The organism is Sediminibacterium roseum, from assembly GCF_009939005.1.
Taxonomy (GTDB): Bacteria; Bacteroidota; Bacteroidia; order Chitinophagales; family Chitinophagaceae; genus Sediminibacterium; species Sediminibacterium roseum.
In genome coordinates this window covers 265,707-277,780 of record NZ_JAACJS010000011.1, presented here as the reverse complement: position 1 = coordinate 277,780, position 12,074 = coordinate 265,707, and the positions used below count along the sequence as shown (strand labels likewise).

Annotated in this window: 11 protein-coding genes and 1 tRNA gene; 4 read left to right on the top strand and 8 right to left on the bottom strand. The window is 46.5% G+C overall.

The window, feature by feature from the left end; genetic code table 11:
- Positions 1–39: 39 nt before the first annotated feature.
- Positions 40–324, top strand: a complete 285-nt coding sequence (locus GWC95_RS06525) for a hypothetical protein (RefSeq protein ID WP_161817882.1) — start codon at positions 40–42, stop codon at positions 322–324.
- The gene (locus tag GWC95_RS06520; protein ID WP_161817881.1) at positions 324–1,106 is read left to right on the top strand and encodes a queuosine precursor transporter; all 783 of its coding nucleotides are present in this window, start codon (positions 324–326) and stop codon (positions 1,104–1,106) included. The genes GWC95_RS06525 and GWC95_RS06520 overlap by 1 nt, the downstream gene beginning before the upstream one ends.
- Positions 1,107–1,212: 106 nt before the next feature.
- Here GWC95_RS06520 and GWC95_RS06515 read toward each other — a convergent pair whose 3' ends face one another.
- The 4 genes from GWC95_RS06515 to GWC95_RS06500 all read right to left on the bottom strand — a co-directional run bounded on the left by GWC95_RS06515 (position 1,213) and on the right by GWC95_RS06500 (position 4,484).
- The gene (locus tag GWC95_RS06515; RefSeq protein WP_161817880.1) at positions 1,213–1,677 is read right to left on the bottom strand and encodes an NUDIX domain-containing protein; all 465 of its coding nucleotides are present in this window, start codon (positions 1,675–1,677) and stop codon (positions 1,213–1,215) included.
- A 3-nt stretch (positions 1,678–1,680) separates the two neighbouring features.
- Positions 1,681–2,622, bottom strand: coding sequence for a magnesium transporter CorA family protein (locus GWC95_RS06510; RefSeq protein WP_161817879.1), 942 nt, complete (start codon positions 2,620–2,622; stop codon positions 1,681–1,683).
- Positions 2,623–2,788: 166 nt separating this feature from the next.
- On the bottom strand, positions 2,789–3,574 hold the full coding sequence (gene dapF, locus GWC95_RS06505; RefSeq protein ID WP_161817878.1) for a diaminopimelate epimerase: 786 nt from the start codon (positions 3,572–3,574) through the stop codon (positions 2,789–2,791).
- Positions 3,575–3,608: 34 nt separating this feature from the next.
- Positions 3,609–4,484, bottom strand: a complete 876-nt coding sequence (locus GWC95_RS06500) for a nucleoside phosphorylase (RefSeq protein WP_161817877.1) — start codon at positions 4,482–4,484, stop codon at positions 3,609–3,611.
- A gap of 107 nt (positions 4,485–4,591) precedes the next feature.
- Here GWC95_RS06500 and GWC95_RS06495 point away from each other — a divergent pair.
- A tRNA-Cys gene (locus tag GWC95_RS06495) sits at positions 4,592–4,662 on the top strand.
- A 527-nt stretch (positions 4,663–5,189) separates the two neighbouring features.
- Here the strand turns inward: GWC95_RS06495 and GWC95_RS06490 are convergent.
- Both GWC95_RS06490 and GWC95_RS06485 read right to left on the bottom strand, forming a co-directional pair.
- The gene (locus GWC95_RS06490; protein ID WP_161817876.1) at positions 5,190–5,438 is read right to left on the bottom strand and encodes a hypothetical protein; all 249 of its coding nucleotides are present in this window, start codon (positions 5,436–5,438) and stop codon (positions 5,190–5,192) included.
- A 143-nt stretch (positions 5,439–5,581) separates the two neighbouring features.
- Complete coding sequence (locus GWC95_RS06485) at positions 5,582–8,371, bottom strand: outer membrane beta-barrel protein (RefSeq protein WP_161817875.1); 2,790 nt, start codon at positions 8,369–8,371, stop codon at positions 5,582–5,584.
- A gap of 447 nt (positions 8,372–8,818) precedes the next feature.
- Between GWC95_RS06485 and GWC95_RS06480 the strand changes: the two genes are divergently transcribed.
- Positions 8,819–9,085: a hypothetical protein gene (locus GWC95_RS06480; RefSeq protein WP_161817874.1), complete on the top strand. Its 267-nt coding sequence runs from the start codon at positions 8,819–8,821 to the stop codon at positions 9,083–9,085.
- A gap of 56 nt (positions 9,086–9,141) precedes the next feature.
- Here GWC95_RS06480 and GWC95_RS06475 read toward each other — a convergent pair whose 3' ends face one another.
- Both GWC95_RS06475 and GWC95_RS06470 read right to left on the bottom strand, forming a co-directional pair.
- A complete protein-coding gene (locus GWC95_RS06475) occupies positions 9,142–9,828 on the bottom strand; it encodes a hypothetical protein (RefSeq protein ID WP_161817873.1) in 687 nt (228 codons plus the stop codon).
- Between the two features lie 10 nt (positions 9,829–9,838).
- A complete protein-coding gene (locus GWC95_RS06470; protein ID WP_161817872.1) occupies positions 9,839–12,061 on the bottom strand; it encodes a peptidase domain-containing ABC transporter in 2,223 nt (740 codons plus the stop codon).
- Between the last annotated feature and the right edge of the window lie 13 nt (positions 12,062–12,074).

Here is a 12,074-nt window from a genome sequence, read left to right as displayed (position 1 = left end):
AAGTGCAGCAAATTAATGGTATTTTGAACGAAATTTTTTATGAAGGGGCTTTTATTTTTGTCGCGGCTGGCGCTCATCTGCAACCTGCTTTTTGCTGTCTGCCTTGTGTTTCAGCGCATACCCGAGACGGGTTTGCCGGATGCGGTAAAAGGAACGGTACTGGTGTTGGGGTGGATCCTGCCGGTGTTTATTAACTTTTCATTGATCATTGCCTACCTCATCAATGCCCTGCTGAGAAAGGCAACGAGCGTTCCCGCATGGCTCATCATAACCAATATCCTGTTCTTTATTGCGCAGGTGCTCATTCAAATCGTTTTTGCATAATGATACATTCCATTCTGAAAGACAGGCCCACCAAGCTTTTCCTGGGCATCATGGCGTTCTTTGTTGCCAATGCGTTGATCGCGGAATGCATCGGCGGCAAGATCTTTTCGCTTGAGAAATTATTTGGGATGGCGCCCTCGGGGTTCACCATTTTCGGGCAGAGCGGCCTTTCGTTCAACCTTACCTGCGGTGTTTTGCTCTGGCCGCTTGAATTCATCATCACCGATATCGTGAATGAATATTACGGGCCGAAAGCGGTTCGCAGGATCAGTTATACGGCCGTTGTATTGATCACTTACGCTTTCATCATGTTTTATGCGGCGATGAAGATCCCGCCCGCAGATTTCTGGATCGGTTCCAAACAGGACAGTGGCATTGCCAACATGCAGGATGCGTTTGGCGGGATTTTCGGCCAGGGCATGTGGATCATCATCGGGAGCCTTACTGCGTTCCTGGTGAGCCAGATCATAGATGTAACCGTTTTCCACAAGATCAAAAAAGCAACCGGTGAAAAATGGATCTGGCTGCGTGCAACAGGCTCAACACTGGTTTCGCAGTTGGTAGACAGTTTTGTTGTACTGTTCATCGCTTTCAAGATCGGCAATGGCTGGAGCTGGCAATTGGTATTGGCCATCTGCCTTGTCAACTACGCCTACAAATTCACCATGGCCATACTCCTCACACCACTGATCTACCTGATCGAAAAATGGATCGACCGGTATATAGGACATGAGACTGCGATGGAGATGAAGAAAACAGCGATGGGAAAAGGAAGCAGTTAGTAATTAGTAATTAGGAATTAGGAATTAGGAATTTAGATTTTTAGTGGTTGTTGACGGGAATTAAATATTTACCCAATTATTAATTCCTAATTATTAATTCCTAATTCTAAAATGGTGTTTTGTTCTTAATTAATTTTATTGTCGCTTTATCAATCGGCAGCGACATACACTCTTCATTCAGTTCGTCCCAATCGATCCACCTGAAGAGTTCGCATTCGCCGTTTGGGTTTGCCACCTGGTGGGGGGCGAAATCGAAGGCGGTGGTTTTTGTTTCGAGAGAGATGGGGAAGGGCGCTTCAACACGGTAGTAGATGGAGATGATCTGGTCGGTATTGTTGAATGCGGAGATCTGGAAGAAATCGGTTGTATAGATGTGATCGGTAACTTCAACGGCGAGCCCTGTTTCTTCCATGAATTCCCTGCGCAGGCAATCGCGTGTTCCTTCGCCAAATTCCAGTCCTCCGCCGGGAAGCTTGGTGTAATAGTTGCCGCGGATGAACTCATCGCTTACGAGCAGGCGGCGATTTTCATCAAACAGCAATCCATAAACGCGTACGTTGAACAGCGCCATTGTTTAAAACCATTTTTTCTTCATGAAATACCAGGAGATGATGAGCGAGATCGCCACCGACAAAACGATCGGAATATAGAATGAGTAGGGCGATGTATGGTAGGGGATATGATCCACGTTCATTCCATAAATGCTGGTTACCAGGATGGGCAGTGAGAGAATGATGGTGATCGATGTGAGCCTTTTCATCACACTGTTCAGGTTGTTGCTGATGATGCTGGCAAAGGCATCCATGGTACTGCTGAGGATGTTGGTGTAGATATTCGCCATTTCGAGGGCCTGGCTTGTATCAACGATCAGATCCTGCAGGAACTCTCGTTCTTCTTCGTTCAGTCCTAAAAAGTTGGTGCGCTCCAGCTTCATCATCAGCATTTCATTGCTGCGCAAGGCAGTTACAAAATAAACAAGGCTTTTCTGGATACGCATCAGGTTTAACAGGTCCTCGTTGCTGTTGCTGTTGTACAGGCTGCTCTCATATTGGTTGCGGCGGTAGTTGATCTCTTTGAGGAATTCCATGAAATTCTGCACCACCTTCTCAAAAACTTTCAGCACCATCATGTTCTTCTTGTCCGGATGGCGCTTCTGAAACGAATTGAGAAATTTTTTGATCGCACCATTGTCGAAAGAGTTCACCGTTACGATCTGCGTATGTGTTAAGATGATGCAGATGGGAATGGTGATGTAAAATGCATCGCTGTCGTTGAAAGAATTGTTCTCCGTAGGCGTTTTGATGACCACGAACTTTACGTTGTCTTCGGCCTCGTAACGCGGACGCTCATCTATATCCAGTGAATCGCGCAAAAACTCGATCGGTATGTCCAGGTCCTCGCTCAGCTCAATAAATTCCTCTTCCTTGAACGGCGGCACAAGGTTCACCCAAACGCCCATGTCCGGCTTGTCTATTTCGAGGGTCTGGCCTTCTATGTTTTTGAAGTACTGGATCACGGAGTTATAAATTAAAAATCAGAAGTAAATATTCAGTAGCCAATATTAAGCGTTGCTACAATACTGAATTACGCGGTGAATATAACGAATCGTGAAACCGGAACGTGTTAATAAATTCCCCCAACCTAATTACCATTAATAGTTACCAATTTCTAATTCTTAATTCCTAATTACTAATTATATCGATTTCTCCTTTGAAAACAAACACCGCCGGTCCGCAAAGCCAGATGTTTTCGAAAGATTGTTCCCCGGTCTTGTCGAACTCTACTGCCAGGTGGCCGCCCCTTGTTTTTACTTCGATGCGGTTGAACCCGTTCTCGTTGTGGGCAAATACGAGGGCGGAGGCGGTAACACCTGTTCCGCAGCTGTAGGTTTCATCTTCCACGCCACGTTCATAGGTTCTTACGATGATGTTTCGGTTGTCAGACTCCACGAAGTTCACGTTGATGCCTTTTGCCTCAAAGTCTTTGCTGCAGCGGATCTCCCTGCCCTCGGCATACACATCCATGCTGTTTACATCGGCAACGCTTTTTACGTAGTGGGGCGAGCCTGTGTCGAGAACATGATCGCCGTGGTAATTGTGGATGCCTGAAACATCTTTCATTTTCAGGTTGATCCAGCCATGATCGCCGAGGGTGGATTCATGCTCCCCGTCTACGGCGAGAAATTTATAATTGTCGCGGTGGATGCCCCTGTCGTGTGCAAACCTTGTCAGGCAACGCCCCCCGTTGCCGCACATACTGCTTTCGCGGCCGTCGGAGTTGTAATATTTCATTTCGAAATCGTACCCGGGCAGTGTGTTCAGCAACATCAGTCCATCTGCCCCGATACCGAAGCGGCGGTCGCAGAGATGTTTTACCTGTTCGGTAGTGAATGTGATCTTTCCATCCCTGTTGTCAAAGATCACAAAATCGTTTCCTGTTCCCTGGTATTTGTAAAAGGTATGGGTCATGGATGTAAAGATAAGGATTGAGGGTGATGGCCTCTTAGATGCCGCCGATGATGCCAAGTGTTTTTACGATCAGGTTCTCTACTGCTTTTGCGCCGTCTTTGCTGAATTCTTTCTGCACGCGGTTGGCTACAATGGCGCTGAGGCTGAGGCATTGGTGGCCGAGCAGTTTGCCAAGGCCGTAGATGCCGCTTGTTTCCATTTCAAAATTGGTGATGCGGTGGTTGCCGTACCGGAAATTGGTGAGCTGGTCTACCAGGTCTGGGTTGGTAAGGCCCAGGCGCAGCACTCTTCCCTGCGGGCCGTAAAATCCCGGGCAGGTGATGGTAATGCCGTGGTGGAAGCCATCCACGAAATGTTTTTGTACAGATGGGCCGGCAGAAGCGATATAGGGCGTGGCCATTTTGCTGCCCATCTGGGTATGCGTAACAAAAGCGCTCACCAGCTGGAGTTCTTCTTCGTTGTTTTCCTGGCGGTAGAAATTCAGTAGGTTGTCTACGCCGATGCCATGGGTGCTCGCCACGAAAGCATCAACCGGCACATCGGCCTGTAATGCGCCCGAGGTGCCTACGCGAACGATGGTGAGCTGTGTAAGTTTCGGTTTGATGGTGCGGCTCTCAAAATCGATGTTTGCAAGCGCATCGAGTTCATTTAATACGATGTCGATGTTGTCTGTTCCGATACCGGTTGACACGACCGACACCCGTTTTTTGCCAATGTACCCGGTATGGGTCACAAATTCGCGGTGGTGGCGTTTGGTTTCTACAGAATCGAAATGCTTGCTTACCTCGGCCACGCGGTCGGGGTCGCCAACGGTAATGATGATTTCGGCAAGTTCTTCGGGTCTTACGTCGAGATGGTATACCGCGCCGCGGCTGTTGATGATCAATTCACTTTCTGCTATCCTGTTCATGGGGTCGTTGTTAGCCGCCAAATTTCGGGGTTTTCAGATTTAGAATTTTAATTTTAGTTTGATTGCTTTATTTTCGCTCCCCGAAAGGAACCAAACGGTTAATAATAGGTCCTGTGACCGAGTGGCTAGGTAGAGCTCTGCAAAAGCTTCCACAGCGGTTCGAATCCGCTCGGGACCTCGTAGTAAGGTTTTCACGAAAGTGAGAACCTTATTTATTTACCCCCCCGGGGGCGGCTTATCATCCACGTTCGTTGATCCAATTCCAGGTTGCCGGAGCCTTGTTGGAACGGTCGAAAAACCGATCGCCGGAATTAAAAAAATAAAGGCGGCCAATGGTGGGAGAAGCCGCAGCCACCATTAATCGCCTTTACGTACGAAAAATACATCCGTTTATTTGTCAGCAGGAGGTGTTTTTGCACCCGTTGTTGACCTGGCCGTTCGATGTTGAACATTCGCCATTTGTACATGTAGCATTGGTATCCGGTGCTGAGCAGGTGGCATTTGAACAATGGTCGTTGGTGCAGCTGTTGTTCGATAACGGCTCATTTCCACCCAAAATAAACTGTGAGGTCTTATCTGAGATATTTTCATACCCGGATTGCGTAGGGCCCTCTACTCCCTGATTCAGCTTTTCAAAAAGGCTGTATAGTTTTTTTGACATCGATTAGTTTTTGCAAATGAATAAGCAGGTTAATATTTTTCGGATCAGTAACAAAAAGAGTTTTTGCAACTGATATTGCCCATATCGTCACCACCGCACACAAAGTTAGTGCAGCCGTCGTTTACCCCATGATGGCAACTGTAGTTGTCGCAGGTATTGTTCTGCCCCGGTACCGGTTCGTTCCCGCCGAACATGGCGGCTGCAAACGCGTCGCTTAAATTGACCTGCCCCGAGGGAAAGGAAGATTCTGAATTCAGAAGATCTTTCAGCGAGGCCAGCTTGTTTTGTTTCATAGGTCGATATTTATTATGAATAAGGATGTGAAAGTACAGTGACGATTCGTAGAACAGAAGCCCTGCCACCAGCTTACACATATTAACAACAGAAAGATATGTAATGACGCCTATAAATGGAAATTTTTTTCAATAAATTTTTTTTATAATCTGAAAAGGCCCTCTTTGCCGCCCACTGTTTTGGTGCCGAATTTCCTGATGTTATAAGTTAAACTGATGAGAAAATATTGCCGGATCAGTTGTGTCTCCGTCACCTGGATGATATTCTCGGTAATCATCCTTGCGATGCCCGTATTCTGATTGAGCAGGTCATAACCCGAGAGCTTCAGCACCCCGCGGTCGTCTTTCAAGAAAACATAATTCACAGCTGCATTAAGCAGGGTCATATCCTTTCTGATTCCGACCGGTAACATTGGGTTATACTGGTAGTCCACACTGGCCTCGAACACCAGGCGTTTAACCAGGCGCAGCACGAGGCCGTTCTCTATGCGGTGTGTCGTGTAATGCAGGTTTGAAAACGACGGGTCTTCATATGCGGTATTGTTGTTTGCGAGGCTGTATTTGGGATAAAATTCAATTTTGTCCCTCCAGTTGAAATTGAACTCGATCGAAGGCGTGTTTGTAAAGGTTTCTGAAATACTGCGTTTGTTGTTTACCAGCACTACATTGTGGAAATAGCTGGAAGTGTTCAGTAGCCGCGCAACAAGTGTCCAGTCTTTGTTGAATTTGATCCGGTCAGACACGCCGCCATAGATGCTGAATGAAGAAACGCCATCCACATTAACCGGTTGCGAAAATTGAACGCCCTTGCTGTCTATCGCCCTGGCCCTCACGATGGCATCCTGGAAAATAGTATAGGTCAGGCCGATATTGAAAGTAAGTGGTTTTCTTCCATCGTACTGGCCTGTAGTAAAACCGATCGTATGCAGCGTGTATGGCTTTAGGGAAATGTTCCCGAGTGTAAGAAAAAGCGGGTTGGTGTTGTTCAGTACGGGCTGGAGGTCTGCAGCCTGCGGCTCAATGGTGCGGGCGTTATACGACAAAACATTGCGCCGCAGTTGCAACCGTACGGCGGGCCAGATGTAATGGTAATCCTGGCTGATGGTGGGCTTACCCTTAAACTTATTCTGTATATTAATCCATTGCCAGTTGGCCCCGATATTCAGGAACAGGTCATTGTTGATGGTCCATGACAATGTACCGTTCACAAGGCTTTTATAACCGGTGCGGCTGAACTGCCCAGAAACAGAATCAACTTTAGCAGTATAATCGTTGGTTGTATTTTCTTTGTTGAACGTTATGATATCCTGTTCATCTGAAAAATTATCTATGGAAGCCATTCCCGTCAGCCTGGTTTTTTTCGAAAGGGGATTGGCATAAGAAAAATTTGACCGCGACAGGAACGATGGTGCGTCCGTTCTGCGCAGTTGAGTCACAAAAGTACTAACGGCGGTTGACACGTAATAGGTTGCGTCGTAACGGTTAAACTGGTTTGACAATCCGTTGGAGGCTGAGAAGCTGTTTGAAATGCGAAACACGCCTCCGGGTTTCCTGAAACGCGAATCGGTATAGATCAGGTCATGGCTGTATTCCCACCGGCTGCGCAGTATATTTTCCGCATTGTTCACGACACTTACCAACCCGTTTTTATTGGTTACCGCAGAAGTTGATATGCCCGCGTCACTGGCCATATTTATGTAATTGACTGTCGGTTTGAAATAAAGATTGCGCGAAGGCGAATACACCTTACGCAACGACGCGGAAAGCTGGTGAGAATTGGTGTTTACGGTGGTGAGCGACTTAGAGAGGGTTGAAAGAGTAGTGTCTTTGATAAACTGGTCCGCTTTCACCAACCTGTCGATATTGGTATGTTCATTACCGTAAAAATACTGGAGGTTGAAAACAACGCCTTTGCCAAGGATCGTATTGATGTTCGTTCCGAGACCAGCCTGGCTGGCTCTGCCTGTTGTTCCGCCCCCAAACGAAACCCCGTCAATATTCAGCGCACCCGACCCATTGCCGTTCATGTTGTTGAATCCGCTCCTGTTGAACCCGCCGAGTTCTAATAGGTCTTTGGAGCTGAAACCCGTTTTATTGATGTTGTTTGCAAAACCGATGAAGCTCATCTGCAGCGTGTCGCGGAATGAATTAATCATTGCGCCTGCTTCGTACTGTTTATGGGTGCCATATCCTCCGAACACTTTACCAAACCATCCTTTCTTGATGTCCTTCTTGAATTTCAGGTTGATGACCTGTGGTATTTCCCATTCAAGCGCAGTAGGGTTGATGTATTTTGCATCCTTATCGTCGGTAACCTGGATCTTATCAATGATGTTGGCGGGAAGATTACGCGAAGCAATCTTGGGATCACTTCCAAAAAAATCGCGTCCGTCGACCATGATTTTATTAACCCGTTTGTTGTTGTAGGTAATATTCCCGTCCCGGTCAACAAGCAAGCCGGGCAGTTTTTTGAGCAGATCCTCTACCAATGCGTTCGGTAACGTTTTGAAAGCCGCGGCATTGAACTCAACCGTATCATTGCGAACAATTACCGGGGGAATCTCGGCCCTTATGATCACTTCGCCCAGCGATGCCGTGTCTTTAGGCATCACCACTTTACCCAACGAAACAACCGCAACAGAACTGATCGTGAATTCCTGCCTTATGATTTTTCGTCCTACGTGCGTAAATAGTATCCGCAGCGGAAGCCCCAGTGGCAAGTCAGGTATTGAAAACTCTCCATTGTCGTTGCTCAACCTGTAAGTAATCAGGGAGGTATCCTTTGCATTGAAAACAGTAATGGTGGCCAGCGCCACGGGCTTCGTTCCGCCGTCCTGGACGAGCTGTCCTTTGATCGTTCCCTTAGAAACCTGGGCCAGTGCCGCTCCGAAGACGCATGAAATAAGCCAAATAGATATTAAAATCTTTCTCATAGGTTGGTGGGATAACGATAGGTTAAATATCCTGAAAAATCCGATAGTAGGGATAGTTATTATATAAAAAATAAAATATTCATAAAAAAATCAAGATATAATTTTTTTATATAACTTCAAGGTATTAAAATCATTTTTTATGTCAAAACTCACCCGACTCAAGGCCTCAATTCTTAACAGTAACGGGCTGCCAGGGGATCAATTTATTAACATCTCCGAAAATATGGCGCTTGCGATGTACGGGGGAAACGAGCCGACGGTTAACGGGAACTGCACAAATTCAGCGTGTAACAACGCCACTTGCGTTGATGGGAAAAATGACAGTTGCAGTAACGACACCTGCCATGGAAACGCAAGCAATACCCTTTGTAATAACAATCATTGTACGAACAATGGTTCATGTGAGTAATAAAGTGTCAATTTATTTTTAAACCTAAATAAACAGTTATGAACGGGACCAAGATCAAAGTTCTGATGTCACGCCTTGCTGGTGAGCAGGATCCGTTGGATCCTGGGAAAGGCATGTGGAACATAACAGAAATGCAGAGTATCGCAATGTTTGGCGGAAATGAACCGGAAGAACCACCGCTGGCAGATTGGGCATGCACGAACCAGTCTTGTACCAATAACGGTTGTGCCACATCTTCCACCAACTATAACAATATTTGTACGAACAACCAGTGTACCGGCAACGGGAACCGTGTTTGTACCTAAAATGAATCGGCACCGGCCAATTCATCAACTGTCCTCCACCTAAACGGAGGGCAGTTTTATTTTGCAACCGGCAACCTGCCCCGGCTCGAAAGTTTATCGGACAGGATCGAAAAAAGCATTTTATCGCTAAGCGGAAGGGTGCACGTCAGTTGATTCGAATAGGCGGCACTGAGCAGCAGGGCAAAAGGTGCGGTCTGACCGGCGGGAGAGATAGCCAGGTGAAACGATGCGCCGTTGCCTGCGGGTGTCTTTGCCGTTATTTTTCCGCTAAAGGTTGAACGGGCGCCGTTGCCTGCGGCGGTGATGGTAACCAGATCGCCGATGTGAATGCGGTCGGCCAACGGAGTTGAAACGGTGCTCTGGAAAGACGGAATGCTGTCCCTGCATACCACAATTGCTTTTTGATCCTGTATAATTACATCAAAACGATATCCGTTCTCCCTGGTGTCCTTAACATCAACGGCGTTCAAGGGGTGGGGGCCGGTAGCCGGCATTACCTGCCCCAGCTTTCTGAAAAACCGTGTACTATCATCACCAGCTTTCGGAAAATAGATGCCGTAAGCTGCGTTCATATTGATGGGTAGCGGAACCTCTTCATGATAACGGATGAAATTGGAGGCCAGGATAAAAAGCACGGTAAGTACAAAAAAAACCAGCAGTCCATTCCTGACGAGCCAAGTTGGCCTTTCGGTAATAATGGAAGAAAAAAAATCGGTGGCAGGGCTGTCTTTTCTATTTCTCATAGCGGTATCGTCAGGAACCAAGTTCCAGTTGGTCTTTGATCAGGTTGAAATAAAATCCTTTTAATTTGATAAGCTCATTGTGGCTACCGCTCTCTACGATCCGGCCATTGTCCAGCACCAATATTTTAGCGGCATTCTTAACGGTGCTCAAACGATGCGCGATCACAACGGCCGTTTTCCCTGCGAGCAGGCTGTTAAGGTTGTTCACGATCATCCGTTCGTTGTTTGTATCCAGCGAACTGGTTGCTTCATCGAAAAAGAAGAATTTCGGATCCTTGTAAACAGCCCTGGCGATCAGGATCCTTTGTTTTTGCCCGGTACTCAGCCCTGAACCGCTTGCGCCTATTTTGGTCTGGTAGCCAAACGGCGTACCGGTTATATAATCATCGATGCAGGCTACTTTCGCAGCCTGCATCAACCGTTCAGGTTCTGCAGTTTCCTGGTTTGTGATGATATTCCGTTCAATGGTATCGGAAAAAACAAATCCTTCCTGCATTACAATTCCGCATTGCCCGCGCCACCAGTAAGCAGATATATCTTTAAGATCTGTACCACATATAGTAATGGAGCCTGAGCGCGGTTCATAAAATTTAAGCAGTAATTTCAGAAGCGTCGTTTTGCCGCTCCCGCTGGATCCGACGATCGCTGTGGTCTTCCCGATGGGTATATCCACAGAAAGATCATTCAATACCAAAGGCGACTGTGGCCCCTCATATTGAAAATTTACATTCCGGAAGCTTATGAATTCCTGATAACCGGGATCGTTGGGTGATGGAATTGCGTGATAAAGGGCATTCTCTTCCTCGTCGGGTTTTACGTAAACTTCGTTCATCCTGTCCAGGCTTATTCTGGCAAACTGGTACGATTTGAAAAAAGAGATAAATTCCTCCACCGGGTTATTCATTTGGCCTATGATCATTGTAATGCTCAACATCATACCCAGCGAGATATCGCCGTTGATCACCGCTTTGGCGCTGATGTAGGTTACCAGAATGTTCTTCAGCTGGGTAAAAAAGACCGAGCCGATTGTCTGGTATTGTTCCAGTTTCGTACTTGCCAGGCTGATCTCAAAAAGTTCCACCTGGTTCTTCTGCCATTCCGTTTTCTTATAGGCTTCAAAGTTATTCAGCTTGATCTCCTGCATGCTGTTTACCATTTCATACATCTTCTCCGTGGTAGAAGACGATGTTCTGAAGATCCGGTAGTCCATTTCCTTCCGTTTCTGCATAAAAAAATAGACCCACACAAAGGTGCAGGCGGTTCCTCCCAGGAAAACAAGCAGGATGGTCTTGTTATAGTAGAACAGGAGGGCTGTAAGCACGGCGAAGTTGAAAAAAAGAAGCACTGTATTGAGAACGGAGCTCGTGATAAAAGTTTCTATCCTCTTCTGGTCGTTGATCCGGTTTATGATATCGCCAATATTTTTCGAGTCGAAGAACCGGATCGGTAACCGCATTAATTTGGCGAGGAAATCGGATATGATTGATATATTGATCCTTGCGCTGATGTGTATCTGCAGTTGCCTCCGCAAAAGATCGAGCGTTGTACTGCTCAGGAACAGCACGAGTTGTGCGATCAATATCAATGATATAAAACCAATGTCTTTTTTATTGATCCCAATGTCTACGATATTCTGGGTCAGAAACGGGAAGATCAGCGCTATCATTGAAGAGGTAATAATTCCCAGCAGTAACTGGAAAAAATACCGCCGGTACCTCAAAATATAATTCAGGATGAATTTCAGATCCGAAGGGCGTTTTATTTCAAGCCCCTTTTCGTCAAGCAACGTGTCGAAATTTTCTGAAGGTTCTACCAGCAGCGCCACTCCCATGTCTTTTGAATCGGGTGCGATCCAATGGTGCAGAAAATCCTTTTTGCTGAGTTTTACAAGTCCTCTTTTAGGATCAGATACCCGGAGGTGCGTAATCTCTCCTGATTTATTTTTTTTTACTTCATACAATACCACGTAATGGTTGGTATCCCACAACAGGATCGATGGAAGTGGAGCATCGGACACCAAACGATCGAATGTGATCTTCAATTTCAACGTTGTATACCCGATGTGTTCGGCCGCCTGGGCGAGCGAAAGCAGGCTCACGCCTTCTTTGTTGATAAAACAGAGCCCGCGCAGGTAGTCAAGCGCGTAATTCTTTCCGTGAAACCTGGCAAGGATCTTCAAACAGGTCGGACCACAATCAACGCTGTCAAGTTGCTTATAAAAAGGAAACTTCATCGCTTAAATATAA